The 25,602-nt window shown below is 69.7% G+C and carries 25 protein-coding genes and 2 riboswitches; of the genes, 10 read left to right on the top strand and 15 right to left on the bottom strand.

Annotation, left to right across the window (positions count from 1 at the left end; genetic code table 11):
* The first annotated feature begins 55 nt into the window (after window positions 1-55).
* Window positions 56-514 (top strand): GtrA family protein, encoded by a 459-nt coding sequence (locus AB0J78_RS13720; RefSeq protein WP_363789250.1) that lies wholly within the window; start codon window positions 56-58, stop codon window positions 512-514.
* Here the strand turns inward: AB0J78_RS13720 and AB0J78_RS13715 are convergent.
* The 7 genes from AB0J78_RS13715 to AB0J78_RS13685 form a co-directional block, all read right to left on the bottom strand.
* Window positions 483-2,768: a glycosyltransferase family 2 protein gene (locus AB0J78_RS13715; protein WP_363789249.1), complete on the bottom strand. Its 2,286-nt coding sequence runs from the start codon at window positions 2,766-2,768 to the stop codon at window positions 483-485. The two genes, AB0J78_RS13720 and AB0J78_RS13715, sit on opposite strands and share 32 nt — an antisense overlap.
* Complete coding sequence (locus tag AB0J78_RS13710; RefSeq protein ID WP_363789248.1) at window positions 2,765-3,712, bottom strand: NAD(P)-dependent oxidoreductase; 948 nt, start codon at window positions 3,710-3,712, stop codon at window positions 2,765-2,767. Before AB0J78_RS13710 ends, AB0J78_RS13715 begins: the two co-directional genes overlap by 4 nt.
* A gap of 156 nt (window positions 3,713-3,868) precedes the next feature.
* Window positions 3,869-4,303 (bottom strand): SRPBCC family protein, encoded by a 435-nt coding sequence (locus AB0J78_RS13705; RefSeq protein WP_363789247.1) that lies wholly within the window; start codon window positions 4,301-4,303, stop codon window positions 3,869-3,871.
* A 105-nt stretch (window positions 4,304-4,408) separates the two neighbouring features.
* On the bottom strand, window positions 4,409-5,239 hold the full coding sequence (locus AB0J78_RS13700; protein ID WP_363789246.1) for a phosphoenolpyruvate hydrolase family protein: 831 nt from the start codon (window positions 5,237-5,239) through the stop codon (window positions 4,409-4,411).
* Window positions 5,240-5,252: 13 nt separating this feature from the next.
* Window positions 5,253-6,479: a Tm-1-like ATP-binding domain-containing protein gene (locus tag AB0J78_RS13695; RefSeq protein ID WP_363789245.1), complete on the bottom strand. Its 1,227-nt coding sequence runs from the start codon at window positions 6,477-6,479 to the stop codon at window positions 5,253-5,255.
* A 124-nt stretch (window positions 6,480-6,603) separates the two neighbouring features.
* On the bottom strand, window positions 6,604-6,786 hold the full coding sequence (locus tag AB0J78_RS13690; RefSeq protein WP_132625899.1) for a hypothetical protein: 183 nt from the start codon (window positions 6,784-6,786) through the stop codon (window positions 6,604-6,606).
* A 341-nt stretch (window positions 6,787-7,127) separates the two neighbouring features.
* A complete protein-coding gene (locus AB0J78_RS13685; protein ID WP_363789244.1) occupies window positions 7,128-8,306 on the bottom strand; it encodes an acyl-CoA dehydrogenase family protein in 1,179 nt (392 codons plus the stop codon).
* Between the two features lie 105 nt (window positions 8,307-8,411).
* Here AB0J78_RS13685 and AB0J78_RS13680 point away from each other — a divergent pair, with 105 nt between their 5' ends.
* The 5 genes from AB0J78_RS13680 to glyA all read left to right on the top strand — a co-directional run bounded on the left by AB0J78_RS13680 (window position 8,412) and on the right by glyA (window position 12,525).
* Window positions 8,412-9,038: a TetR/AcrR family transcriptional regulator gene (locus AB0J78_RS13680; protein ID WP_363789243.1), complete on the top strand. Its 627-nt coding sequence runs from the start codon at window positions 8,412-8,414 to the stop codon at window positions 9,036-9,038.
* 70 nt (window positions 9,039-9,108) lie between these two features.
* Entirely contained in the window at window positions 9,109-9,342 is a 234-nt protein-coding gene (locus AB0J78_RS13675; protein ID WP_363789242.1) for a hypothetical protein, read from the top strand.
* A 1-nt stretch (window position 9,343) separates the two neighbouring features.
* A complete protein-coding gene (locus AB0J78_RS13670) occupies window positions 9,344-9,658 on the top strand; it encodes a type II toxin-antitoxin system PemK/MazF family toxin (RefSeq protein WP_363789241.1) in 315 nt (104 codons plus the stop codon).
* A gap of 136 nt (window positions 9,659-9,794) precedes the next feature.
* A riboswitch (glycine riboswitch) is annotated at window positions 9,795-9,891 on the top strand.
* 1 nt (window position 9,892) lies between these two features.
* Window positions 9,893-9,992: riboswitch (glycine riboswitch) on the top strand.
* Window positions 9,993-10,111: 119 nt separating this feature from the next.
* On the top strand, window positions 10,112-11,215 hold the full coding sequence (gcvT, locus tag AB0J78_RS13665) for a glycine cleavage system aminomethyltransferase GcvT (protein ID WP_363789240.1): 1,104 nt from the start codon (window positions 10,112-10,114) through the stop codon (window positions 11,213-11,215).
* 29 nt (window positions 11,216-11,244) lie between these two features.
* Window positions 11,245-12,525 carry a serine hydroxymethyltransferase gene (gene glyA, locus AB0J78_RS13660; protein WP_363789239.1) on the top strand — a complete coding sequence of 427 codons (1,281 nt, stop codon included), beginning with the start codon at window positions 11,245-11,247 and terminating at the stop codon, window positions 12,523-12,525.
* Window positions 12,526-12,721: 196 nt separating this feature from the next.
* Here glyA and AB0J78_RS13655 read toward each other — a convergent pair whose 3' ends face one another.
* The 4 genes from AB0J78_RS13655 to AB0J78_RS13640 all read right to left on the bottom strand — a co-directional run bounded on the left by AB0J78_RS13655 (window position 12,722) and on the right by AB0J78_RS13640 (window position 16,806).
* On the bottom strand, window positions 12,722-13,108 hold the full coding sequence (locus AB0J78_RS13655) for a helix-turn-helix transcriptional regulator (RefSeq protein WP_363789238.1): 387 nt from the start codon (window positions 13,106-13,108) through the stop codon (window positions 12,722-12,724).
* Window positions 13,109-13,517: 409 nt separating this feature from the next.
* A complete protein-coding gene (locus AB0J78_RS13650; RefSeq protein WP_363789237.1) occupies window positions 13,518-14,174 on the bottom strand; it encodes a DedA family protein in 657 nt (218 codons plus the stop codon).
* Between the two features lie 128 nt (window positions 14,175-14,302).
* Window positions 14,303-15,874, bottom strand: a complete 1,572-nt coding sequence (gene dacB / locus AB0J78_RS13645) for a D-alanyl-D-alanine carboxypeptidase/D-alanyl-D-alanine-endopeptidase (RefSeq protein WP_363789236.1) — start codon at window positions 15,872-15,874, stop codon at window positions 14,303-14,305.
* A 323-nt stretch (window positions 15,875-16,197) separates the two neighbouring features.
* The gene (locus tag AB0J78_RS13640; protein WP_363789235.1) at window positions 16,198-16,806 is read right to left on the bottom strand and encodes a LysE family translocator; all 609 of its coding nucleotides are present in this window, start codon (window positions 16,804-16,806) and stop codon (window positions 16,198-16,200) included.
* 94 nt (window positions 16,807-16,900) lie between these two features.
* On the opposite strand from AB0J78_RS13640, the gene AB0J78_RS13635 reads away from it, so the two are divergent.
* A complete protein-coding gene (locus AB0J78_RS13635; RefSeq protein WP_363789234.1) occupies window positions 16,901-17,404 on the top strand; it encodes an Lrp/AsnC family transcriptional regulator in 504 nt (167 codons plus the stop codon).
* A 215-nt stretch (window positions 17,405-17,619) separates the two neighbouring features.
* On the opposite strand, the gene AB0J78_RS13630 is transcribed toward AB0J78_RS13635, so the two are convergent.
* Window positions 17,620-18,516, bottom strand: coding sequence for an acyl-CoA thioesterase II (locus AB0J78_RS13630; RefSeq protein ID WP_363789327.1), 897 nt, complete (start codon window positions 18,514-18,516; stop codon window positions 17,620-17,622).
* Between the two features lie 113 nt (window positions 18,517-18,629).
* Window positions 18,630-20,051, bottom strand: a complete 1,422-nt coding sequence (gene pyk, locus AB0J78_RS13625) for a pyruvate kinase (RefSeq protein ID WP_363789233.1) — start codon at window positions 20,049-20,051, stop codon at window positions 18,630-18,632.
* A 116-nt stretch (window positions 20,052-20,167) separates the two neighbouring features.
* Between pyk and AB0J78_RS13620 the strand changes: the two genes are divergently transcribed.
* Entirely contained in the window at window positions 20,168-20,473 is a 306-nt protein-coding gene (locus AB0J78_RS13620) for a VanZ family protein (RefSeq protein WP_363789232.1), read from the top strand.
* Between the two features lie 23 nt (window positions 20,474-20,496).
* Here the strand turns inward: AB0J78_RS13620 and AB0J78_RS13615 are convergent, their stop codons facing one another.
* The gene (locus AB0J78_RS13615) at window positions 20,497-21,162 is read right to left on the bottom strand and encodes a DUF2461 domain-containing protein (protein ID WP_363789231.1); all 666 of its coding nucleotides are present in this window, start codon (window positions 21,160-21,162) and stop codon (window positions 20,497-20,499) included.
* A gap of 212 nt (window positions 21,163-21,374) precedes the next feature.
* On the opposite strand from AB0J78_RS13615, the gene AB0J78_RS13610 reads away from it, so the two are divergent.
* Both AB0J78_RS13610 and AB0J78_RS13605 read left to right on the top strand, forming a co-directional pair.
* Window positions 21,375-23,741, top strand: a complete 2,367-nt coding sequence (locus AB0J78_RS13610) for a LuxR C-terminal-related transcriptional regulator (RefSeq protein WP_363789230.1) — start codon at window positions 21,375-21,377, stop codon at window positions 23,739-23,741.
* A 129-nt stretch (window positions 23,742-23,870) separates the two neighbouring features.
* Complete coding sequence (locus AB0J78_RS13605) at window positions 23,871-24,707, top strand: transglycosylase SLT domain-containing protein (protein ID WP_363789229.1); 837 nt, start codon at window positions 23,871-23,873, stop codon at window positions 24,705-24,707.
* A gap of 94 nt (window positions 24,708-24,801) precedes the next feature.
* Here the strand turns inward: AB0J78_RS13605 and AB0J78_RS13600 are convergent, their stop codons facing one another.
* A complete protein-coding gene (locus tag AB0J78_RS13600; protein WP_363789228.1) occupies window positions 24,802-25,494 on the bottom strand; it encodes an FCD domain-containing protein in 693 nt (230 codons plus the stop codon).
* Window positions 25,495-25,602 lie beyond the last annotated feature (108 nt).

Here is a 25,602-nt window from a genome sequence, read left to right as displayed (position 1 = left end):
GCGATCGGTATCGTTCCGCCCAACACACTTGCGCATGAATTTCCCTGGAGGACACGTGGCGCAGCCGATGATCACCAGCCGTGCTCGCTACTGGCGGTTGATCAGTCGGTTCGCGGCGGCATCGGTCGTGGCCACCGGCATCAGCCAGCTCGTGTTCCTGCTGTCCTACTCGCTCGGGGCCACACCGGTCGTCTCGACCGTGCTGGCGTGGCTGGCCGGCGCGATCCCGAACTTCACCCTCAACCGTCGCACCTGGGGCGGCGGGGGGCGCGACGCGCTGCGCGGTGAACTCCTGCGCTACGGCGCGATCTCGGTCGGGACGGCGCTGCTGGCCGCGGGCGCCACCCACCTCGCCGAGATCGCGGCGACCTCGGCGTTCCCCCACACCCGGCCCGCTCAGGTGGCCGTGGTGTGGGGCGCCTTCGTCGGGACCTACGCGGTGATGTTCGTGGTCAAGTTCGTGCTGATCGACAAGCTCGTGTTCAATCGCCGACCGCGGCAGGACGCTCGCTGACCCGCTCCACCGCCGGGGCGCCCGCCGCGCGACCGGTGCCGCGGCGCTCGCGCCACCACGTGCCGAGCACCACCTTGGCGTAGCGGTAGCCGTAGCTGAGGCTGGATCCCTTCTTGCTCTCCCCCGCCGTGCGCTGCAGCATCCGCATCGGCTGCTCCACCGCCCGGTAACCGTGGCTGAGCAGGCCCACCAGCAGCTCGGAGGACTGGTACTGCGGCTGCCGCAGGGTCACCGAGTTCGGCACCTCCACCCGCATGCCGCGGAAGCCGAACGAGGTGTCGGTGATCCGCTGCCGGGTCAGGGCGCTGACCACCCACGCGAACACGTAGGTGCCGATGCGGCGGATCAGCGCCGGGCGCTCGTTGCTGCCCAGCCGCCGCGAGCCGCTGACGAAGTCCGCGCGGCCCTCGATCAGCGGTTCCAGCAGCTTCGGCAGCTCGGAGATGTCGTACTGGCCATCGGCATCGGTGGTGATCACGTAGCGCGCGCCGCGCTGCGCGGCCAACCGGTAGCCCAGCCGCAGCGCCGCGCCCTGGCCCCGGTTGTTCGGCGCCACGCAGGTGCGGGCGCCGTGCTTCAGCGACACCTCGGCGGTGCGGTCCTTGGCGCCGTCGACGACCACGAGGGTGTCGACGTCCAGATCGCAGCTGCGGGCCGGGATGGCGTCGAGCACCTCGCCGATCGACTCCTCCTCGTTGTAGGCGGCGATCAGCACGACCACCGGCGCGAACCGGTGCTCGCCGTAGCGGGACGCGTACTCCTCCAGCGCGTCCCGGTCGACCGCGTCGGGGAAGGTCGTCAACATCTGGCACTCCTCGGAGGGCGTCGATCGGGGTGTGGAACGTATGGCCTCGCGGCCGAAGATCGCGGTGGCGCCCAGCGCGCCGGCGAGCGGGATGAGCACGAGTCCGGGCAACTGGTAGCGCCAGGAGAATTCCATGACCGAAGCGGTCAGCAGCGAGGTGGTCACCAGACCGGCGGGCAGCAGCGTCACCGCGCGCAGCCCGCTGCGCGCGGCCCGTCCCGCGCCCAGCACCGCCGCGCTCGCGAGCAGCAGCGCGCAGCCGAGGAGCAGGCCCGGGGTGTAGCCGCCACCCAGCTGGTAGCCGCGCAGGAACGAGGTGAGTTCCGGATCCGCGCGCAGCCCGACGCCGTCGTAGAGCTCGGCCCACTCCTGCGCGTACCAGTCCGGCGCGTACGTCGGGTGGTCGAGCTGGAACTGCCAGCGGTCCAGCGGCACGTCGCCGACCGCCTGGGTGCGGGTGGGGGCGAAGCCCTTGAGGAAGTCGTCGACGACGCCCCCTGCGATGTCCAGCGGCTGGTTGAGCACGACCTTCCGGGTCAGCGACCGCTGCGCCGCGTTGACGTCCATGCCCTCGGGCAGCAGGTTGTCGACGTTGGCCTGGACGTCCCAGAGGTGCAGGTAGAAGTCGATGCCGATCTTCTCGCGGCGCTCGCGCGGCTCGTCGGGGCACAGCAGCTGCTCTTCGCGGGTCAGGTCCAGCACGTCGCAGTTCGCCACGACCGCCGCGCGCCCGAACAGCACTCCCCCGCCGCCGGAACCGCCGACGCCGAACTTCCCCCCGACCACCGCGCCGTAGAGCGCGTAGACCAGCACGAGCCCGCCGAAGCCGGCGACGAGCGCACCGGTGGCGATCAGCCGGGGCCGCCAGCCCCCGCGCGGGCGCAGACCGGCGGCCAGCAGCACGAACACGGCCGCGGGCAGCACCACCGTCAAGCCCACCGAGCGCACCATCACCGACAGCGCCAGCACGGCACCGGCCACAGCGGCGACCTTCGGCGTCGGCGGACCCCACCAGCACAGCAGGTAGACGGCGACCAGCAGCAGCACCTGGAACAGCAGGTCGGACATGATCAGCTGCTCGATCTGCAGCTGGTAGGCGTCCAGCAGCACCGGGGCGGCGGCCAGCGCGGACAGCCACTCGCGGACGCCGAAGCGGCGCAGCAGCACGTAGACGCCGATGCCCAGGCCGATGCCGAGCAGGTGCTGCACGACCGCGACCCCGGTCAGGCCGCCGACGCCCAGCAGCGGCCAGAGGAACCACTCGTAGCCGATCGGGTTGATGCCGCCGGGGTGGAACACGCCGACGTCGTCGAGGTAGCGGAACGAGTCGATGTAGAGCAGTGCGGGCCGGTAGGCGAGCTGCGTGATGATCCGCAGCACCAGCCCGGCCAGCACCAAAAGCGCCAGCAACCAGTGCCGGCGCAGTGCGCGCGTGAGCGCGGCCGTCACCGCGCTCCGCTGGTGAAGTCCGCCCAGACGGTGCGCAGACCGTCGGTCAGCTCCACCCCCGGCTGGTAGCCGAGCTCGCGCTGCGCCTTGGAGACGTCGACGATCACCGCGGGCATCTCGCCGTTCTTGGCGGGCACGTGGGTGACCGGGACGTCGATCTCGGTGGCGGCGCGGACGGCGTCGATGAGCTCCAGGACCGTGATCGACTCGCCGGAGCCGATCACCGCCGTGCCCGTGTACTGCTTGTCCCACGCGGCCAGCACGCCCTGCACCACGTCGTCGAGGTGCACGAAGTCGCGCTGCTGCGCGCCGTCGCCGTAGACCTCGACGCCCTCACCGGCCAGCGCGGCGCGCATCAGGCGCGGCACGAAGCTGTCCTTGTGGCCCATGCCGGGGCCGTAGATGTTGGTGAACCGCAGCGCGCAGGTCGACATCCCGTAGGCGCCCGCGTACCCGGAGAGCAGCATCTCGCAGGCGGCCTTGGTGGCGCCGTAGGGCGTGAGCGGGCGGACCGGCAGCGCCTCGGAGATGGTGCCGTGCCCGATGTCGCCGACCACCGCGTTGGTGGAGGCGAGGATGAACTGCCCGACCTCGCGCTCGCGGGCCAGCTCCAGCAGGTGCTGGGTGACCTCCACGTTGTTGGCGTAGGTGGCGGCGGGCTGCTCGACCGACTTGAGCACCGAGGTGATCGCGGCCAGGTGGACGATGCCGGCGCTGCCGGACGCGACGGCGCGGTGACGCACGTCGGCGTCGCGCAGGTCGCCCTCCACGAAGCTCACCAGCGGGTCCCGCAAGGACTCTGGCGGGGCCTGGAGATCGACGATGGTGACCGGGGTGCCGCGCTCGATGAACGCTCGGACGACGGCACGGCCGACGAAGCCGGAGCCTCCGGTCACCACGACCCGGTCGGAGTGGGCGATGTCTGCGGGGGTAGGGCTTGGCACGCGCCCGACTCTAACCGGAGCGCCGGATCACCATCCCCGAGCCCTTCGGTTTTGCCATCGCCCCAGGACCGGAAGTGTCAACCTCCCAAGAGGTGAAACTTTCGCTACTCGCTGGAGTGGTGGCGGTTTCCGGCGGAAACCGCCACCACGCGGCGCTCAGCGCGCCACGTGCGCCGCGAGGCCCTTCAAGCCTGTGGCGTAGACGCCCTGGGCGAAGGTCTTGTCCATCTCGGCTTCGACGTCGGCGTCGGAGTCGAAGTCGGCGAACCACTCGACGAAGCTGTGCCCGGACGCCGTGACCGGCAGGACGTGGATCGTGGAGCGGTAGCTGCGGACCGGGAACGGGCTCGTCACGAACTCGTAGGTGTAGCTGCGAGCGACGTCGTCGAGGGCCACCAGGCGCTCGCGCACCTCACCCCCGTCGCCGAGCTTCAGCCGACGCACGCAGCCGACGCTCGCGGAGTCGCGGCCGTCCTCGATCTCGCTGGAGGCGATCGCCGGGTGCCACACCGGCAGGGCGTCGAAGTCGCGCACCGCCTCCCACACCTTCTCGACGGGGGCTTCGATGACCGCGCTCGCGAAACTGCGCATGGTTCCTCCTGGGTTCGGTGTCGAAGTGGCGGAGCCACTTACTCCTTCGGTGAGCGCCCCCGCAGCCGGCACCGCCGGGGGTTCCGCCAGCGAGATGCGCACCTTCTAGAACTTGATGTTGGTGAACGCCTTCGTCTGCTCGGTCAGGGCTTCTTCGGTGGGGAGTCGTTCCATGCTGCTGGCACCGTAGAAGCCGTGGCAGCGCTGGGTTTTCGACAGCACGTAGGAGGCGTCGGAGGGCGTCGCGATCGGCCCGCCGTGGCACAGGACCAGCACGTCCTCGCGGACCTCGGCGGCGGCCTGCGACCACTCGTCGATGAGCCGCACGCAGTCGTCGAGGTTCTTGGCGGTCTCCGCGCCGATCGCGCCACCGGTGGTCAGCCCCATGTGGCAGACGATGATGTCGGCGCCGGCCTCGGTCATCACCCGCGCGTCGTCGGCGGAGAACACGTAGGGCGTGGTGAGCAGGTCGGCCTCGCGGGCGGCGGCGACGAGCTCGACCTCCAGGCCGTAGCCCATCCCGGTCTCCTCCAGGTTCGCCCGGAAGGTGCCATCGATGAGTCCCACGGTCGGGAAGTTCTGGATGCCCGCGAAACCGAGCTCGCGCAGTTCGCGCAGGAAGTGCTCGCGCAGCATGAACGGGTCGGTTCCGTTGACCCCGGCCAGCACGGGCGTGCGCTGCACGACCGGCAGCACTTCGCGGGCCATCTCGACCACGATGTCGTTGGCGTTGCCGTAGGCCAGAAGTCCGGCCAGCGAACCGCGTCCGGCCATCCGGTAGCGACCGGAGTTGTAGATGACGATCAGGTCGATGCCGCCGGCTTCCTCGCACTTGGCGGACAGCCCGGTGCCCGCGCCGCCGCCGACGATCGGTTCGCCGCGCTGGGCCTTGGCGTGGAACTCGCGGAGCAGGTCCGCGCGGTCGAATCCGTTCATCGCCCCTCCAGTGTCAGTGCCGGGACACCTCTCGGGTCCCGGGGTTTCCCTGCTCCTCCAGGATTTCACGGAACGAGGTCAGCAGCGCCGTGACGAATTCCTCGTCGTTGACGTTGTGGCCGACCCGCAGCACTCGGCGGTTCTCTGTCTGCTCGACCTCGCGCTCGATGGTGTCGAACAGCGCGGCGTCGGCTTCGGGGTCGTGGAACGGCTGGCCCGGCGCGTCCAACATGGACACTCCGCCGGTCGGCAGCAGGAAGCGGACCGGGCCGTGGCAGGCGTTGAGCTTGCGCGCGATGAACGAGCCGATCTCCCGGCACTCCTGCGGAGTGGTGCGCATCAGGGTGACCTGCGGGTTGTGCACGTAGAGGCTGCGGTCGCGGTAGCGCTGCGGAACCGATTCCAGCGCACCGAAGTTCACCATGTCCAGCGCACCGCACGAGCCGACGTAGGGGACCCGGGTGCGCGCGATGGCGTCGAGCCGCTGCTCGCCCGCGCTCATCACACCACCCGCGATGAGGTCGCAGACCTCGGTGGTGGTGATGTCCAGGACCGCGCGCACCAGGCCGTCGTCGACGAGCTTCTCCATGGCGCGGCCGCCCGTCCCGGTCGCGTGGAAGATCAGCGGGTCGAACTCGGTGGTGAGCGCGTCGGCGGTCGCGGTTGCGCAGGGGGTGGTGACGCCGAACATCGACAGCGCCACCGCGGGCTTGTCCTCGACCTGCGGCACCGGGTGGCTGATCGCGCCGAGCAGCGCGTGCGCGGCGTTGGCGAGGATGCGGCGGGAGATCCGGTTCAGCCCGGCGACGTCGGTGACCGAGGGGAACATCGCGATGTCGGTGGCGTCGACGTAACCGGACACGTCACCGGAGGCCACAGTGGACACCATCACCTTCGGCAGGCCCACCGGCAGCTCCCGCATCGCGGGGGTGATCAGCGCGGTTCCGCCGGAACCGCCGAGCCCGATGACGCCGTCGACGTCGCGTTCCCGCAGGAAGTGCGCGAACGCGGTGGCCATCGCGGTCACGGCCGTTCCCCGGTCGCCGGTGAACACCGCATCCGCGCCGTCCGGGTGGTGCGCGGCGACCTCGGCCGCCTGGACGACCGCGCGCGACGAACCCTCGCCGGTGGTCGACAGGTCGACGGTGACGACGGGATGCCCGTGGGCGATGAGCTCGGCGACATAATCCAGCTCATCGCCCTTGGTGTCGAACGTTCCAGCGACGTACGCGCTGCCCATCGAGACCTCCGTGCTGCTCGCCGTGGAGAACGACCCGGGATCGGACTCTACTGTCGATCGCCCGGCGAGCAACAGAAAAACGACCTCCGGCTGCACGCCGGAGGTCGTCTCCTGGGACTTTCGCTCAGTGGTGTCCGCCCTGGGAACCACCCTGGGAGCCGGATCCGCCCTTGCCCATGAACTTGTTCTTGACCTGGTCGATCTTTTCCTTGTTCTTCGGGTCGGAGGCGTACTTCTTGGCCTGGTCGACCACCTTCTTGCCCTGCGGGCTCTTGGCGAAGTCGGTGACCTTCTTGAACAGCGACATCATCACTCCCGATGCATCGAGGCCGTTGTCCATCAGACTACCGACAAATCACCCGCGACTCACGCCTCACCACGTCGAACGGAGTGGCGACGTTCCGGTGACGTTCCGGTTCCGGCTGGAAGCATGCGGCGGAGCCGCATCCTCCTCACCCCACCGGAGCAGCTGGCACCGCCGCGGGTTCTGAGCGGCTTCGTGGCGAGTACGCCGCGACGCCGATGTCCACACCCTGGGCAAGCGGCATACATCAGGAGCGGCGCGCGGAGACCACGAAGCCGCTGCGCTTTCCCCTTCGGGGGTTTCCGCCACCCGCACCGCCACGCAAAGTCGCCCTTCAACAGCTCTTAGCCGAGGACACCGCTCACCGAGGCGTGGCCCTTGAGCACGTTGCGGGCGATGGTGCGGCGCTGGATCTCGTCGGTGCCCTCGAAGATCCGGAGCAGCCGCAGGTCGCGGTACCAGCGCTCGACCGGGAGCTCCTTGGTGTAGCCCATGCCTCCGTGGATCTGCAGGACCCGGTCGACGATCTGGTTGGCGTGCGTGGCGCCGAACAGCTTGGCGATGGACTGCGCGTGCCGGGAGTCCATGCCCTGGTCGACCTGCCAGGCGGCCTGCAGGATCAGCCAGCGCAGCGCCTCGATCTCCACCGCCGAGTCGGCGATCATCCACTGGATGGCCTGCCGGTCGGCGATCGGAGCGCCGAAGGTCTCGCGGTTCTGGGCGTATTCCGAGCCCATCTCCACCAGGCGCTCGCACGCGCCCAGCGCGCGGGCGGGCAGCAGGTAGCGACCCCGGCCGATCCACTGCATGGCCAGCCCGAAGCCGTTGCCGACCTCGCCGAGCACGTTCTCGTCGGGCACTCGGACGTTGTCGAACACCAGCGCGGCCGGCTGGCGCTCGTCGGGGCCCATGATGTCGATCGGCTCGGACTTCCAGCCCATGTCGCGGTCGACCAGGAAGCAGGTCACGCCGCCGTTGGCGCCCTTCTCCCGGTCGGTGACGGCGAAGACCATCACGAAGTCGGCGTCGATGCCACCGGTGATGAAGGTCTTCTCGCCGTTGATGACCCAGTCGTCGCCGTCGCGAACGGCGGTGGTGCGCAGGTTCTTGGCGTCCGAACCCGCGCCGGGCTCGGTGATGGCGAAGCAGGACTTGCGGGTGCCCTCGATGGTCGGCAGCAGGTAGCGCTGCTTCTGCTCCTCGTTGGCGTAGTAGAGGATGTTGTCGGCGTAACCGCCGAAGCGGAACGGCACGTAGGTGCGGCCGAGCTCGACCTCGATCAGCGCCGTCATGACGGCCGAGAGGTCCATGCCGCCGTACTCCTCCGGCGTCTGGACGCCCCAGAACCCGGCCTCCTTGGCCTTGTCCTGGAGTTCGAGCAGCTCGTCCTTGGTGAGACCGCGCTGACCCGCCCGCTCTCTGCGCAGCACCTCCGGCTCCAGCGGCATGAGCTCCCGCTGGACGAAGTTGCGCACCCAGTCGCGGATGTCGCGCTCGGTGTCGGAGAGCGAGAAGTCGACCATCGCGTGGTTCCTTTCCGTGCAGGCCGGTAACTAACACCGTTAGTTTTATGGCAGCCTAGAACCGTCCCGGCGCACGCCGCAAGGGTTCCGGTGAGGAGACAGACGTTGCCCAGACCCAGCACACCCCGACTCTCCCCGGAACTCATCCGAAGGTCCGGGCTGGAGATCATCGACACCGAGGGCCTGGAGGCGCTCTCGATGCGCAGGCTGGCCGAGCGCCTCGACGTGCGCGCCGCGTCGCTGTACAACCACGTGGCCACCAAGGAAGACCTGCTGCACGAGATCGCCGACGAGGTGATGAGCGCGGTCGACGTCTCCGACTTCGACCGGGACTGGGCCGCCGGCCTGCGCACCTGGGCCCGCTCCTACCGCGCCGCCCTGGTCGACCACCCGAACCTGGTCCCGTTCATCGCCTACGGCCCGGCCCGGCGCGATTCGGCCCTGCGCGCCGCCGACGCCGTCCACGGCGGCCTCACCCGGGCCGGCTGGCCGCAGCGCTACGCCACGATGATCGGCGCCTCGACGAAGTACCTGGTCATCGGCTCGGCCATGGGCTCGTTCAGCCACGGCTTCCCCGCCGACGCCACGGTCTACGCCAACCGCTTCCCGCACCTCAGCAGGGCCCACCTTCTCCACCAGAAGGCGGCGGAAATAGACGCCGCCAGCTTCGAACTCGCCCTCTCGGCCCTCATCGACGGCCTCAAGACCCAACTCGAAGACCTCACCGGATGAACCACGCATGCCACCATCAGCCGAACCAATTGTGGTTCACCATCCGGTTCGCAACGCGTATTCTCGAGGCATGTCCACCAGCTTCACCGTCAGACTCGACGACGACGCGGAACGAAAACTGGCCGCACTCATGAGCGATGGCAGCTCACGCAACAACGCCATCCGCTGTGCGCTCGACCTGTCTTATCGGCACCTCGTCACCGAGCAGATGCGAGAGGAATCAGCGAAACTGCTTCAAGATCCAGAGGACCTCGCCGAGGTCAACGCTGCCCGCGAAGCGATGGGCGCGGGCGATGCGTGGTGACGTGTACCGGCTGAAGGAAAATCCGAACGCACGAGGTCACGAACAGCGCGGCCCACGCTTCGCCGTGATCCTTCAGTCAGACGCGCTCCTGACTTCAACGGTGATCGCCGCACCGACGTCGACCAGCGCACGCCCTGCGGCACACCGCCCCGAGGTTCGCATCGGAAAACAGCGAACACGGGTCCTGGTTGAACAACTCCAGGCCATCGATCCGCAGCAGCGGTTCAGCCAACAAGCAGGCACGTTGACGAGAGACGACATGGAGGACATCGATGAGGCCCTGAGACGGGTGCTCGGCCTTTTCGCTCCTTGGTGAACCGCGCCTCTCGCGCGCAGCCCCGCAACCATCCGGAAAGCCGCTGCGCAAGGGTTGAGATCACTCGGTCTTCCTGTTGACTGGGGGTGGGGCGGTTCGTAGCGTCTGTGAGCGGTACAACCGAATACCGCGCCGATGACGTCTCGCGGGAGAGACCTCGTCCTCGCCGGACGAGGCGCCGAAGGAGCAATACTCCCCAGTAAACTCTCAGGCACCGTTACCGCAGGACACCAGGCGAATCACGGAGAAAAGCAGGAGCATCGCGCTTCTCGCCCACGGTGCAAACCACCCCGCCGGGTGGTGAAACTCTCAGGCCAATGACTCCGGGGAGACCCCGCCCGACCAGCGCAGACCGCGACGGTCGGGGGTCGAGGCGCCCCGGATAAGGTTGGGCGCGTGAGCTGACCGGCCCTCGACTGCCGACCGGCACGCCCACCCAGGAGGAGTTTCACCATGTCATCGCCCCGCCGGACACCGCTGCACGCGGTGCACGAATCCCTCGGCGCCACCTTCACCGAGTTCGCCGGCTGGCAGATGCCGGTTCGCTACAGCAGCGACACCGCCGAGCACAACGCGGTGCGCACGGGCGCCGGCCTGTTCGACCTCACGCACATGGGCGAGATCCTGATCAGCGGCCCGCAGGCCGCCGAGGCGCTGGACTACGCGCTGGTCGCCAACGCCTCGGCCATCACCCCCGGTCGCGCCCGCTACACCATGATCTGCAACGACTCCGGTGGCGTGCTCGACGACCTGATCGTCTACCGGCTCGCCGAGCAGGAGTTCCTGGTCGTGGCCAACGCCGCGAACGCCGCCGTGGTCTCCGCCGAGCTGGCCGAGCGGGTCTCCGGTTTCGACGCCGCGCACTCCGACGCCTCCGACGACTACGCGCTGATCGCGGTGCAGGGCCCGAACGCGGTGGCGATCCTGGCGCCGCTGACCGACACCGACCTGAGCACCGTCAAGTACTACGCGGGCTACCCCTCGACGGTCGCGGGCAAGGACGTGCTGCTGGCGCGCACCGGCTACACCGGCGAGGACGGGTTCGAGCTGTTCACCGCCCCCGGCGACGCCGAGGCCGTCTGGCAGGCGCTGACCTCCTCCGGCGCCGAGCACGGCCTGCAGCCGGCGGGGCTGTCCTGCCGCGACACGCTGCGCCTGGAAGCCGGCATGCCGCTGTACGGCAACGAGCTGTCCGCGGAGCTGACGCCCTTCCACGCGAACCTCGGCCGAGTGGTCAAGCTGGACAAGGACGCCGACTTCGTCGGCAAGTCCGCGCTGGCCGCGGTTGCCGAGAAGCCCACCGAGCGCACCCTGGTGGGACTGACCACCGACCAGCGGCGGGCGCCGCGCCACGGTTACCGCGTCCTCGACGCCGACGGCGCCGAGATCGGCGAGGTCACCAGCGGCGCACCGTCCCCGACCCTCGGGCACCCGATCGGGATGGCCTACGTCGACCGGGAGCACAGCGAACCCGGCACGGCCCTGCAAGTCGACATCCGAGGCCGCAACGTCGCGGTGCGGGTCGTCGAGCTGCCGTTCTACCGCCGCAACGCCTGACTCCAGAAAGAAACAGGAGGCACACACTGATGTCGAACCCGGATCTGTTCAACGATGCCCTGGCAACGGTTGACCCGGAGGTGGCAGCGGCGGTCGGCGCCGAGCTGGGTCGCCAGCAGAACACCCTGGAGATGATCGCCTCGGAGAACTTCGCGCCGCAGGCCGTGCTGCAGGCGCAGGGCTCGGTGCTGACCAACAAGTACGCCGAGGGCTACCCGGGCAAGCGCTACTACGGCGGCTGCGAGCACGTCGACGTCGTCGAGCAGCTGGCCATCGACCGCATCAAGGACCTCTTCGGCGCCAGCTACGCCAACGTGCAGCCGCACTCGGGCGCGCAGGCCAACGCCGCGGCGATGTTCGCGCTGCTCAAGCCGGGCGACACCATCATGGGCCTGGACCTGGCCCACGGTGGTCACCTCACCCACGGCATGCGGATCAACTTCTCCGGCAAGCTCTACAACGTCGTGCCGTACCACGTCTCCGAGTCCGACCACCGGGTCGACATGGACGAGGTCGCGCGCCTGGCGCGGGAGAACAAGCCGCAGCTGATCGTCGCGGGCTGGTCGGCCTACCCGCGCCAGCTGGACTTCAAGCGGTTCCGGGAGATCGCCGACGAGGTCGGCGCCTACCTGATGGTCGACATGGCGCACTTCGCCGGTCTGGTGGCCGCGGGTCTGCACCCGTCGCCGCTGCCGCACGCGCACGTGGTCACCACGACCACGCACAAGACGCTGGGCGGCCCGCGCGGTGGTGTGATCCTGTCCAACGACGAGGAGTTCACCAAGAAGTTCAACTCCGCGGTCTTCCCCGGTCAGCAGGGCGGCCCGCTGGAGCACGTGATCGCGGGCAAGGCGGTGGCGTTCAAGATCGCCGCCGGCGAGGAGTTCAAGGACCGCCAGCGCCGCACGGTCGAGGGCGCCCGGATCCTGGCCGAGCGCCTGCTGGCCTCCGACACCACCGAGGCCGGTGTCTCGCTGGTCTCCGGCGGCACCGACGTGCACCTGGTGCTGGTGGACCTGCGCAACTCCGAGCTGGACGGCAAGCAGGCCGAGGACCGGCTCCACGAGATCGGCATCACGGTCAACCGCAACGCCGTCCCGAACGACCCCCGCCCGCCGATGGTCACCTCGGGTCTGCGGATCGGCACCCCGGCGCTGGCCACCCGCGGTTTCGGCAAGGAGGAGTTCACCGAGGTCGCCGAGGTGATCGCGCAGGCCCTCAAGCCGAACTTCGACGAGTCGATCAGCGCCGAGCTGCGCACCCGCGTGGAGGCCCTGGCCGCCAAGCACCCGCTCTACCCGAACCTCTGATCGTCTGAGCAAAAACGCCGCGTTGCGATCGCGATCGTCGTCGGCCGAGCCGCAAGAAGCAACCCGCCCGGGTCTGACTTCCCACGCCTCGCGGAGAACGGGCCCCGGTCATCGACCGGGGCCCGTTCCCATGCGCCTTCGGCCGTGAACGTTCGCGGAGGGCCGACCGCTTCCAAATCTCACCAGGGCCCGGCAGCTACACACCGGCTTCCGCGTGATCGGCGGCGGAGCGTTCCAGCTTCTCCACGCGCGCGCTGACCTCGCGCAGCAGGACCTGGGTGGGCACCGAGTCGAGCTCGGGAACGATGCGGACCTCGGCTCCGGCCTCGTCCGCGCTCAGCCGACCGGCCTTGACCAGCACTTCCAGCAACGGGACGCCGAGGGCGCTGGCCATGATCCGCGCGTTGCCGATGTCGGGCCGGTAGCCCTTGCGCCAGCGGAAGACCACGCTCGGTCTCAGTCCGCTGTGCTCGCAGAAGTCGTGAACGGTCCACCCGCGTTCAGCCAGGTGCCGTTCGAGGTATTCGACGAAGTCGCTGTCCCCCGCGGTCGCGGTCACGTCGCTCGCGCCAGCGTGTGCCATGAGTTCGAGTCTAGTCCCACCCGTGCGACTCACCGCACTCCGCTCAACGGGTGGACGCGCACGCCTTCCATCGGCCGCCAGCCCTTTCACCACTGGTTTTACGCCGAAGCGTGCGTTAGAGTCCAGACACATGAATGAGACTCACGTCCGCGTCACCCCGTCGCCCACCGGCCGCGGCGTCCGCATCTCACTGCACCGCCCGGCTCACTAGGAGCTGCTGAGGGGTGCGGCGGAGCTGCTGTTCCAGGTGTGGGACTCAGCCCGCACCGCCGCGGGTTCTGAGCGGCTTCGTGGCGAGTACGCCGCGACGCCGTGTATTGGACATACATAAGAAGCGGCGCACGGAGACCACGAAGCCGCTCAGGTTCCGCCACCCGCACCGTCACGCAAAGTGGTCCCTCAACAGCTCTTAAGCCGCGGTTTCGACGTCCTCCACCTGCTCGGGCACGACCTGGCTGCGCGGGCGACGGCGCTTCCAAGCCCAGACACCCGCACCGACCAGCACGACGGCGATCGCCAGCACCCAACTCGCCCGGCCGAGCATCGACTCGACGTACTTCGCCGACGCTCCCGCCACCCAGCCGATGCCGACGTGCGTGGCCGACCAGGCCACGGCGCCGATCACCGACGAGAGGAAGAACCGCGGGTAGGACATGCCGCTGGCGCCCGCAGCGGCGGGCAGCAGCGTCCGCACCACCGGCAGGAACCTGCCCACCAGCACCGCACCGATCCCCCAGCGCCGCAGCAGCGTGCCCGCGCGATCCCAGTGGTGCTGGCCGAGCTTGCGCACCACCTTCGTCTCGCGCATCTTCAGCCGGTACCGGCGGCCCAGCCAGAACCCGATGTTGTCGCCGACTGCCGCGCACACCGCCACGGTTCCGGCCAGCGTCAGGAAGAAACCGAGGTCGTTCACCGCGGCCGAGGCCACCAGCAGACCCGCTTCGCCGGGGACCAGGAACCCCAGGCCGATGGTGCACTCGCCGAGCACCAGAGCTCCGGTTGCCAGCACGAGCAGCGGTCGGGGCAGACCGGCGATCATGGCCAGGGCGTCGCTGATGAACGTCACGGGAACGGGCTCCTCGGCTGCGGCAGCTCTGACGGCGGTCACGCTACCGGGGAGCACATGAGCTGTTCTCAGGTATGGCACCGAAACGCCAACCGAACCCGAAACCGTTGCCCCTAGGGGGAACCGACTCAGCAAGACTTGGTCCAGGCGCACTCCAGGGCGCTCTCGTCGCGCGGGGTGCTCGGGTCGTCGGGCGCCGTGCGCGGCTGCGGCACCCGCGGGCGCCCGCGCGGCTGGTCGGCGGCGCCGTTGTGCTCGGCGAGCCGGACCGCGATCGCGTCCTCCAGGTCCTGCGGGGTGTCGGAGAGGAAGTCGTTGAACACCACCGAGAACACCAGCCTGCGGCCGTCGGCGGCGGTGACGTAGCCCGACAGCGACGTAACACCGGTCAGCGAACCGGTTTTGGCGTGCACGTTGTCGGCCGCGGCGGTGCCGGCCATCCGATTGCGCAGGGTGCCGCCGACCAGCCTGTCCGGCGCCCCGGCGACCGGCAGGGCGTCGTAGAAGGTCTGGGCCCACGGGCGTTGCGAGGCGTTGTCCAGCAGCAGGGCGAGCTGTTCCGGGGTGACGCCGTCCATCCGGGACAGCCCTGATCCGTCCACCAGGCGCAGCGCCTCGGCGTCCACGCCGAGCCCCCGCAGCCGCTCGGCGAGCACGCGCGTCCCGGCCGCCCAGCTCCCCTCCCCGGCCTGCTCGCGTCCCATGGCCTTGATCAGGACCTCGGCGTGGCCGTTGTTGCTGAGCTTGAGGAACGGCACCAGCAGCTCGCGCATCGGCATCGACTCGCGCGCGGCCAGTTCGCGGGCGCCCTGCGGTGCGGCGGCCTTCCCGGTCCCGGTGACGGTGATGCCGTGCGCGGCCAGGGCGCGGGCGAAGACGTCGGTGGCGTAGGCGGTCGCATCGGGCACGGCCACCCACTCCTCGACCGGCTCGGCACCGGCCGGGACGGTCCCGGTCACCACGACCCGGCCGCTGTGGTGGTCGCGGGTGACGGTGATGCCCGGTTCGCCTTCGGCAGCGGTGGTGGCGCGGTTGTCGATGCTCAGCGCACCGGTTCCGGGGTCGAGCGCGACCTCCGGCGCCTGGCCAGGCGCGGTGGGTGTGACCCGCACGATCGCGCTCCCGGCGTCGAAGTCGGTGTCCGGCGCCGCGCTCAGCGCCGAGACCGGCGCCGAGTAGTAGTAGGGCTCGTCGTCCCAGGCCCAGCCGGAGCCCAGCCGAACGTCGTCGAACCAGGTGTCGTCGGCGAGCAGCCGGCCGCGCACCTCGCGAACACCCTGCTCGGCGATCTGGGCGGCAAGCCGGTCGTAGTCGGCGGCCAGCATCGTCGGATCGCCCGTTCCGCGCAGGTGGAGATCGCCCAGCAGCGCCGGGCCCTGGTGCGCGGCGTCGCTGAGCACCTGGGTGCGGAACCGGTAGTCGGGCCCGAGGGATTCCAGCGCCGCCGCCGCGGTGAACAGCTTCGCGTTGGAGGCCGGCGTGGCGCGGTCGGTGGCCTGCCTGCTGTAGAGGACCTCGTCGGTGGCCGGATCGCGCACCACGACCCCGGCCTGCGCACCGCCGAGCCTGGGGTCGGCCAGGATGTCGTCGAGGTCGACCTTCAGCGCGTCCACCCCGGTCGGCGCCGCACCTGTCGACGGCACCGCCACCAGCGGGAACGCCACCGCCAACCCGACCACGAACGCCCACCGTCTGCGCATGCCCGCTCCTCTCCGAGATCACGGACACTAAGCAGCCCACCTGTGAAAGGTCAACAAACCCAACCCAAAAGCCGCAAACAACAAACCCCATCCCCACCCGAACCCGGATCACCCCCAACCTCCGCACCCGGAACACCCCGGTAATCAGGCAACGGAATACCGCCGTAATCCGGGCACGGGCAGGGAGGCGGGGCCCGAATACCGCAGTAATCCGGGACCCGAATACTGCGGTAATCCGGGTACGGGCAGGGGGTGAGGTCTGAATACCGCCGTAATCCGGGGTCTGAATACTGCGGTAATCCGGGTGTGGGCGGGGAGGTGGGTTAGCCGACTGCGATTGAGGTGGCCATGGCGAGGAGGGCGCCGCCGCAGCAGCGTTCGAAGACCGCGCGGCGCTTGGGGCTCGCCAGCAGCGCGGCCAGCCGGCCGACGGACGGGACCACGACCAGCCACCACGCGGCGAAGGCCATCACCGCGACCCCGCTGAGCAGCGCGGCCTGCGGCATCGGCGCCGCGCTCGGGTCCATCGCCTGCGGCAGCAGCGTCAGGAACGTCAGCATCACCTTCGGGTTGAGCACGTCAGTGAGCAGTCCGCGCAGGAACACCGCGCGACCGGAACGCGGCTGCTCGACGACGGCCTCGGCCGGGCTGGAACCGGCGTGGCGCAGCATCTGCAGCGCCATCCACGCCAGGTAGGCCACGCCCAGTCCCTTGACCACGAACAGCGCCGTCGGCACGGCCGCGACCAGCGCCGACAGGCCGAGGGTGGCGGCGGTGGCGTGCAGCAGCAGTCCGCAGTTCACGCCCGCCGCGGCCAGCCATCCGTACCTGCGACCGCTGGCCGCGTTGCGGGTCACCAGGACGAAGTCGGGGCCGGGGACCAGCACGATCACCAGCAACGCCAGCAGGAACGACCCCCAGGCGATGTGCACGACGAACTCCTTCGAAGAATTTCGGGGAAGCAGATGCGCAGATTCTCCGTCGATGGTTCGCCTGGTTTCGACCAGCTGCGTAGGATGTTCGGTTATGAGTGAATCAGTCGAACTGGATTCGGTTGACTGGTGGATTCTGGAGGAGTTGCAGAACGACGCGACCCTGCCGAACCGCACCCTCGCCGAACGGATCGGGCTGGCGCCGTCCAGCTGCCTGCAACGCGTCCGCAGGCTGCGAGAACAGGGAGTGATCACCGGGTCGCACATCGACGTCGACCCGGCCGCGACGGGACTGGCGCTGGAAGCGGTGGTGGCGGTCAACGTCCGCCCGCACACCCGTCAGATCGTGGATCAGTTCCGCGAGTTCGTCATGGCCCAGCCGGAGACCCGCTCACTCCTGCACGTGAGCGGCCAAGCCGACTTCCTGCTGCACGTCGCGGTGGCCGACACCAAGCACCTGCAGGAATTCCTCGTCGACAAGCTCGCGTCGCGAACCGAGGTCCGCAACTTCACCAGCTCGATCGTCCTGGAACAGCTCCGCACCAGAGCCCTCACGGCCCCCAAGCACCTGCGCCCCAAACGCCGCAGGCGAACCTGAACCCAGCTCCGCAGCAACCACGATCACAGACGTCCGACTCACCCAACCCACCACAACCCGGCACCCCGCACGTGACCACCCAGATTTCAGTGGAACTCCGGGACCCGACTTCAGTGGAACTCCGGAACCCGATTTCAGTGGAACTCCGGGACCTGATTTCCACTGAAATCGGGGTTCTGGACAGGAGTGGGCACGCGGAGCCGGGAAACGGCAGATCAGTCGTTGACTCGGAGGAGGCCTTCTTGGACGACCGTGGCGACCAACTGGCCGTCCTGGGAGAAGAAGCGGCCGGTTGCCAGACCTCGTCCGCCGGAGGCGCTCGGCGAGGCGCAGTCGTAGAGGAACCACTCGTCAGCGCGGAAGCGGCGGTGGAACCACATGGCGTGATCCAGGCTCGCGCCGACGACGTTGTCCAGGCCCCAGTACACGCCGTGCCGCGCAAGGGGCGCGTCCAGCAGCGTCATGTCGGAGGCGAAGGCGGCGATGCAGACGTGCAGCAGGTGGTCGTCCGGCACGGCCAGCACGCCGTCGGCGCGCATCCACACCTGGTTGCGGGCCTCGCGCGGGCCGTTCTCGCGGCTCACCCACGGCGGCTCGGTGACGTAGCGGACGTCGATCGGGCGGGGCTGCGGCGGGCCGAACTTCGACAGCGACTCGCCGAGCCGCTCGCCGAACGTCGGCAGCGATTCGGGGTCGGGGACCTCGGGCATCGGCTCGGCGTGGTCGATGCCGCCCTCGTCGACCTGGAACGACGCCGACAGCGAGAAGATCGTCTTGCCGCGCTGCTGCGCGACCACGCGGCGCGTGGTGAAGGAACGACCATCACGGGTGCGATCGACCTCGTAGACGATCGGGATGCTCGGGTCGCCGGGCCGGATGAAGTACGCGTGCAACGAGTGCACCCGTCGCTCCTCCGGCACCGTGCGACCGGCGGCGACCAGCGCCTGCCCGGCGACTTGACCGCCGAAGACGCGGATGGTCGAGGAAGCGGGGCTCACACCGCGGAAGATGTTCTCCTCGATGCGCTCCAGGTCCAGCAGCGCCACCAGGCTGTCCAGCACGGGTTGGCCGTGCGGCACGCCGTTGACGTCCACCGGAACCTCGCCCTGCAGGTGGGTCCCGGTCGGGTCGGCTGCTGCGGCCCTGGCCGCTTCGGTCACTGCGTGCTCCTCGGGTAGTGCGCCCGACCGGCCGGACGGGAGCTGGTGCTCCCGCCCGAGGCCGATCAGACGTGGTCTTCTTCGCCCAGACGGTGCACGCGGATGAGGTTGGTCGAACCGACCGTGCCCGGCGGCGAACCGGCGACGACCACGACCATGTCGCCGCGCTGCGACCGGCCCAGGGACAACATCGCCTGGTCGACCTGCCGCACCATCTGGTCCGTTGTGTCCACCTTAGGCACCAAGAACGTTTCCGTCCCCCAAGTGAGAGCGAGCTGACTCCGCACGGACTCCTCGGGGGTGAACGCCAGCAGCGGCAGGCGGGTGTGCAGTCGCGCGAGCCGGCGCACGGTGTCGCCGGACTGCGTGAAGGCCACCAGAGCCTTGGCGTTGAGGCGCTCGCCGATGTCGCGCGCCGCGTAGGAGATCACGCCGCGCTTGGTGCGCGGGACGTGGCTCAGCGGCGGCGGCGTGGGCGAACCGGATTCCACGGCCTCGACGATGCGGGCCATGGTCTGCACGGTCTCGATCGGGTAGCGGCCGACGCTGGTCTCGCCGGACAGCATCACCGCGTCGGCGCCGTCGAGGACCGCGTTGGCGACGTCGGAGGTCTCGGCCCGGGTCGGGCGCGAGTTCTGGATCATCGAGTCCAGCATCTGGGTGGCCACGATGACCGGCTTGGCGTTCTCCCGCGCGATGCGGATCGCCTTCTTCTGGACCAGCGGGACGTGTTCGAGCGGGAGCTCCACGCCGAGGTCACCGCGGGCGACCATGACGCCGTCGAAGGCCAGCACGATGGCTTCGAGGTTGTCCACCGCCTCAGGCTTCTCCAGCTTCGCGATGACCGGTGCGCGGCGGCCGACGCGGTCCATGACCTGGTGGACCAGGTCGATGTCGGCGGGGCTGCGCACGAACGACAGCGCGATGAAGTCCACACCCAGTTCGAGCGCGAACTCCAGGTCCTCGATGTCCTTCTCGGACAGGGCCGGTACGGAGACGTCCATGCCCGGCAGGGAGATTCCCTTGTTGTCGGAGACGGGACCGCCCTCGGTCACCTCGCACACGACATCGTTGTCCTCGACGGTGGTCACGACCATCGCGACCTTGCCGTCATCGACCAGGAGCCGGTCGCCCTTCTTGGCGTCCTCGGCCAGGCCCTTGTAGGTGGTGGACACCCGGTCATGCGTGCCCTGCACGTCATCGACCGTGATGCGCACGACGTCGCCGGTTCGCCACTCGACCGGTCCGGCTGCGAACTTCCCGAGCCGGATCTTCGGTCCCTGCAGGTCTCCTAGGATGCCCACGGCGCGGCCGGATTCCTTCGCCGCGGCCCGGACCATGTCGTAGACCTGCTGGTGGTCGGCGTGGCTGCCGTGGCTGAAGTTCAGCCGGGCGACGTCCATTCCGCTGCTGACGAGCTCGGCCACCTTCTCCGGATTGGCGGTGGCGGGGCCCATGGTACAAACGATCTTGGCTCGTCGACTCACATCACGTCAGCGTAGTCTCTCGCCGCCCGGGTGCAGCACTCAGCCACGCCCCAAGAAGCTGATCGGTGATTTCGTTGCTGGATCATTACAGAAACCAGCTCAGGCGGCTTCCGCTCTTGATCGCGCTCCTGGTCAGCGTGATCGTGCTGTTCACCCCGGAATCGGGCGTGCCCACGGCCCCGCCCGGGACCGACAAAGTGGTGCATTTCACCCTTTTCGCCGCGCTGGCGATCACCGGTCGCATCGCCGGATGGCGCACCCCGTCGCTGCTGCCGACGCTCGTCGCCTACGCCGCGCTCTCCGAGCTGCTGCAGGGCGCGCTGCCGCTGGGGCGCAGCTGCGACCTCGTCGACGGCGTCGTGGACGTCGCGGGCGCGCTGATCGGCTGGGCGGTGTTCGCCCTGCGGTCCAAGGCCCGTTGAAGCATGCGGCGGAGCACCATCTCCTAGCGCCGCTTCTTCTCGGTGACGCCGATGTGGTCGGCGCACCACTGGTTGAGCTCGCGCACCGCCTCCCACGACTCGCGCACGCGCTGGAGGCAATCGCGCTCGTGCAGCACGTCGTCGGGCTCCCAGGTGCGCGCCGCGTAGAGCGTCTTGTGCCGCAGCAGGTCCAGCCTCGGGTGGTCGGGGGCGAAACCGCGCGGGCGCGTCTGCAGCGTGGTCCCGGCGATCTCCCAGCCCTGCTCGGCGAGCGCGGCGAGCAGCCGCCGCAGCTCCTCGCCGTGGATCTCGGTGTCCACGGCCGCCCGGAATCGGGCCAGCTGATCGGATTCGGTGTGGTAGCAGCCGCCCGCCACCACCATCCCCTCCGGGCCGACCTCGACGTAGTAGGCGCCGCCACCACGCCCCTGCTCGATGACGGCTCCGCAGTGGGTCTTGTACGGCGACTTGTCGCGGCTGAACCGCACGTCGCGGAAGGCCCGGAACACCTTGCCCTTGCCGAACCCGGGAGCGAACTCGGGTTCCAGCTCGGCCAGCAGCGCCTCCATCGGCGCCCGCACGTGCTCGGAGTAGAGCCGCTGGTTGTCCGCCCAGTAGGCCTTCGAGTTGTCCGCCAGGAGCCCTTCGTAGAACTCCACCACACCGTCACCGAAACCCTCGAACCTCACGCCTCGACCCTAGAGGGGAGATCAGGTGGGGCCGATCCGGTGGCTGATGTCCCGGCGGAAGAGGTGGCGGAGAGAGCCGCGAAACCCCCGGCCGGGTGGATTCCACGTCTACTGAAGGTCGGCTGATCTCCGAAGTCCCCTCGAAGGGATTACAGCGGCCGGGCGGATCAAGATCCCAGGTCAGCGGCCGATTCGCGAGCTAAGCTCGAATGGTGGTCTCCACTGCCAACGCCCGCATGCGCGAATCAGCGGGCAACCTCCCGGCCGACGTGACGAGCTTCGTCGGCCGTCGTCGTGAGATCACCCTGACCAAACGTCTCTTCTCCGAGGCCCGCGTGGTCACCCTCACCGGCCCGGGCGGCGTCGGCAAGACGCGGCTGGCCGTGCGCGTGGCCTCCAACATGCGCCGCTCCTTCCGCGACAAGGCGTGGTTCGTCGAGCTGGAGAACCTCGACGACGGCGCGCTGGTGCTCGACGCCGTCATCGAGCAGCTCGGCCTCGGCGGACCGTCCTCGGCCGCGGGCCTGGAGACCATCGTCGACCAGCTCAAGAACCGCGAGATGCTGCTGGTCCTGGACAACTGCGAGCACGTGATCGAAGACGTCGCCATGCTCGTCGACGCGATCATGCGCTGGTGCCCGGGTGTGCGCGTGCTGGCCACCAGCAGGCAGTCGCTCGGCGTGGCCGGTGAGTCCACCGTCGTAGTGCCGCCGATGCAGGTGCCCGATCCCGGCCACCTGCCGCCGGCCGAGGCCTACGAGCAGTTCTCCTCGGTCCGGCTGTTCGTCGACCGCGCCAAGGCCGCGGTCCCGGAGTTCGAGGTCACCGCCGACAACGCCGAGGCGCTGATGCGCCTGTGCCACCACCTCGACGGAAACCCGCTGGCCATAGAGCTGGCGGCGGTCCGGCTCCGGTCGCTGTCGCTGCAACAGCTCGAAGAGCGCCTCGCCGACCGCTACGACCTGCTCACCGAGGGCCGCCGCGGCGCGCCTCCGCGCCAGCAGACGCTGCGCGCGCTGATCGACTGGAGCTACGAACTCCTCGACGAGCGCGACCGGCGGGCGTGGGCGCGGATGTCGGCGTTCTCCGGCAGCTTCGACCTCTCCGCCGCCGAGCACGTCGCCGGCGACGGCAAGGGCGTCGACATCCTCACCGCGGTGCACTCGCTGGTCGACAAGTCCGTGCTGATGCGCGAGGAGGACGGCGGCGAGGTCCGCTACCGGCTGCCGCACACGCTGCGCGAGTACGGCCTGGACAAGCTCGGCGAGTACGGCGAGACGAACCTCGTGCGCGACCGGCACTGCACCTTCTTCGCCGAGCTCAGCGCGCGGTTCGCCGCCGAGTGGATCGGCCCCGACCAGGCCGCGTGGGTGCAGCGCCTCCGGAACGAGCAGGACAACCTGCGCATGGCGCTGCGGCACGCCGCCGAGGGCTCCGAGACCGGCGGGACCGCGCTGCGGCTGGTCACCGACCTGTGGCCCTACTGGGGGATCCGCGGCCTGAACGCCGAAGCGCGCCACTGGCTGGACGAGGTCCTCGACAACACCCCGCGCGACCTGCCCGAACGCGCCAAGGCGCTGCGGGTCAGCGCCTGGTTCGCGCTGCTGCAGGGCGATCTCGACCGGGTGCAGCCGACCCTCGAACGCGCCACCGTGCTGGCCACCCAGCGCGGCGACGAGATCGAGCGCGCCTACCTGGCGCTGCTGCACGGACTGGTCGCGTTCTTCAAGAACGACCAGCAGCGCGGCACCGAGCTGGCCGAGGGGGCGCTGCAGCAGTTCCGCAAGCACCGGGAGCTGGCCGGTGAGCTGTGGTCGCTGCACGCGCTGGGCCTGATCAAGGGCATGGGCGACGACCCCGACGCCGGGCTGCGGATGCTCGCCGAGTGCATCCAGCTGTCCACCGAGCACAGCGAGCTGTACTGGCGCTCATACGCGCAGTGGGCGACCGCCCAGGTGCAGATGCGCCGGGACCGCGCCGACCGGGCGGAGAACTCGGTGAAGGAGGCGCTGCGGTTGCAGCGCAAGCTCGACAACCGGCTGGGCATCGCCTTCAGCATGGACACGCTCGCCTGGATCGCGCACCGGCAGCAGCGCTTCGAACGCGCGGCCCGGCTGCTGGGCACCTCCTCCGCGCTGTGGGACGCGGTGCGCGCGGCGCCGGGGTTCTGGGCGCGGTTCGCGGGCGACCACGACCAGCACCTGATGCAGATCCGGACGGCGCTGGGACCGGAAGCGTTCGACGAGCAGTACGAGCGCGGCCGGGAGATGTCGCTGACGCACGCCGTGGACTACGCGCTGGAGCTCAAGCGCACCGCCAGGCGGGCGTCGTCGAGCTCGGAGGCCGAGGACAACGTGCACCCGATGCCGCTGACCCGCCGCGAGCGGCAGATCGCCGACCTGGTCGCGCAGGGGCGCACGAACAAGGACATCGCGGAGAACCTGGTGATCGCCCAGCGCACGGTCGAAGGACACGTGCAGAACATCCTGACCAAGCTCGACTTCACCTCCCGCGCGCAGATCGCGGGATGGGTCGCGGGACAGCGAACGGGTGACGCAGCCGACACCGAAGCCCGGTAACGTTTTTGCGCACTATCACAACGGGTAGTCAAAAACGTTCACCAAATGGCCCGAATGGCTCAATCTAGGTAGTCGACCCCGTAGAAACCACCATGCAGGGTGACTCTCCGTTCCGGAGTCTGGTTCCTCGTGACCCCCGACGAGACGAAGAACCCCGACCAGATCACCCCCGACACCCCGCAGGATCGCACGACCGGCCGGCACCGTTGGGAGAGGACGGCGCCCTTCGGCAGCCGACTGCGCGCGGCATTCCTCGGCGAACCCGCCGACCGCGCCCACCGCGTCGCCCCCAAGATGCGGTCGCTGCAGGTCGGAGCCGCAGTCGCGGCCTTCGGCGTGCTCGGCGTGTTCACCGCCGCCGCGGGCGGCGACAACGCCGAGACCCGCACCGAGTCCGCTCCGGTGCACCAGGCGGCCGAGGTCGCCCCGCTGGCCGCCCCCGCGCCGCAGCTGCCCGCCCCGGCTCCGGTTGTCCAGCCCCAGGCCGCGCCCGCCCCCGTCGCGCAGCACGCTCCGGCCGCCCAGCCCGCACCCGAGGCGGCACCGGCTCCCGAGGCGGCACCGGCTCCCGAGGCGGCACCGGCTCCCAAGGAAGCCCCGAAGCCCAAGGACCAGATCGACGCCTGGATCCAGGAGGCCGTCCAGGTCATGGAGAAGAGCGGCATCCCGCGCGACCAGATCGATGCCGAGGCCATCCGGACGATCATCATGCACGAGTCCAACGGCAACCCGAGCGCCACGAACAACTGGGACTCCAACGCCGCGGCCGGCACCCCGTCGATCGGTCTGATGCAGACCATCGCGCCGACCTTCGAGTCGTTCGCGCTGCCCGGCCACCAGAACATCTACGACCCCGTCGACAACATCATCGCCGCCACCCGCTACTCGATCGACCGCTACGGTTCCGTCGCCGACGTTCCCGGCGTGTCGGGCCTGCGTTCCGGCGGCAGCTACCAGGGTTACTGATCCCGGGCCGAATCCCTCGCGACCACTCCCCCGAGGTCGCGAGGGATTCGTGCGTCCGGGGGCGGTTCCGGACCAAGACCGACGGTCGCCGCGCTCAGGACTCCAGGCCTTCGAGGGTTCCTTCGAGGGCTTCGGCCACCAGCTCGCGCATGGCCCACTCGGCGCGGACCCGGTCGCCCGCCCGGATGCACTCGGCGATCTCGCAGTGCAGCCGGACCGCGACCGGGCGCGGGTGCACCGGCATCAGGCCGTGGCCCGCGCGCCACCGCAGCAGCTCCTCGACGACTTCGTGGAGCTGGGCGAACATCTCGTTGCCGGAGGCGGTGAGGATCAGCCGGTGGAACTCGACGTCGGCGTCCATGAACGCCGCCAGGTCACCGGCGCGCGAGGTGGCCACCATCCGCTCGGCGAGCGCGACCAGCCGGGCCGCGTGGTCGTCCTTCGCGCGGTCGGCGGCCGCCGCGGCGGCGACGGGTTCGACGGCGGTGCGCAGCTCGGCGAGGGTCTTGAGCTCCGCCGAGCGGTCGGCGGCCAGCCGCCAGCGGATGAGCATCGGGTCGAAGCTGTTCCACTCCTCGCGCGGTCGCACCACGATGCCGACCCGCTTGCGGCCCAGGACCAGCCGGATGGAGGCGAGGGTGCGCACGACCTCGCGGGCGACGCTGCGGGAGATGCCGAAGCGCTCCTCCAGCTGCTCGATGCGCAAGACGCTGCCGGGAGCGTGGACGCCCGCGGCGATCTCCCCGCCGAGCACTTCCAGCACCTTGCCGTGCAGCCCGCCGCTCATCCGCCACGCCCCTTCGCCGGTGAAAAACGCGTTCGACCAGTGCCCGAGAGTAGGCGGCAACTCCGGGTGACGGGCATAACAGTAATACTTAATCGGTCATGAAGGGCC

It is taken from the genome of Saccharopolyspora sp. NPDC049426 (assembly GCF_040676935.1).
Lineage (GTDB): Bacteria > Actinomycetota > Actinomycetes > Mycobacteriales > Pseudonocardiaceae > Saccharopolyspora.
Note: the sequence above shows the minus strand (reverse complement) of the source record. Positions and strands in the feature narration are given on the sequence as shown.

What these genes read in the sequence shown, in the direction of transcription:
- AB0J78_RS13655 (WP_363789238.1), bottom strand. Translation starts at nt 13,108, where the DNA reads ATGGCACACGCTGGCGCGAGCGACGTGACCGCGACCGCGGGGGACAGC.
- AB0J78_RS13690 (WP_132625899.1), bottom strand. Translation starts at nt 6,786, where the DNA reads ATGTCGCTGTTCAAGAAGGTCACCGACTTCGCCAAGAGCCCGCAGGGC.
- AB0J78_RS13635 (WP_363789234.1), top strand. Translation starts at nt 16,901, where the DNA reads ATGAGTGAATCAGTCGAACTGGATTCGGTTGACTGGTGGATTCTGGAG.
- AB0J78_RS13685 (WP_363789244.1), bottom strand. Translation starts at nt 8,306, where the DNA reads ATGGTCGACTTCTCGCTCTCCGACACCGAGCGCGACATCCGCGACTGG.
- glyA (WP_363789239.1), top strand. Translation starts at nt 11,245, where the DNA reads ATGTCGAACCCGGATCTGTTCAACGATGCCCTGGCAACGGTTGACCCG.
- AB0J78_RS13695 (WP_363789245.1), bottom strand. Translation starts at nt 6,479, where the DNA reads ATGGGCAGCGCGTACGTCGCTGGAACGTTCGACACCAAGGGCGATGAG.
- AB0J78_RS13705 (WP_363789247.1), bottom strand. Translation starts at nt 4,303, where the DNA reads ATGCGCAGTTTCGCGAGCGCGGTCATCGAAGCCCCCGTCGAGAAGGTG.
- AB0J78_RS13675 (WP_363789242.1), top strand. Translation starts at nt 9,109, where the DNA reads ATGTCCACCAGCTTCACCGTCAGACTCGACGACGACGCGGAACGAAAA.
- AB0J78_RS13600 (WP_363789228.1), bottom strand. Translation starts at nt 25,494, where the DNA reads ATGAGCGGCGGGCTGCACGGCAAGGTGCTGGAAGTGCTCGGCGGGGAG.
- dacB (WP_363789236.1), bottom strand. Translation starts at nt 15,874, where the DNA reads ATGCGCAGACGGTGGGCGTTCGTGGTCGGGTTGGCGGTGGCGTTCCCG.
- gcvT (WP_363789240.1), top strand. Translation starts at nt 10,112, where the DNA reads ATGTCATCGCCCCGCCGGACACCGCTGCACGCGGTGCACGAATCCCTC.
- AB0J78_RS13700 (WP_363789246.1), bottom strand. Translation starts at nt 5,239, where the DNA reads ATGAACGGATTCGACCGCGCGGACCTGCTCCGCGAGTTCCACGCCAAG.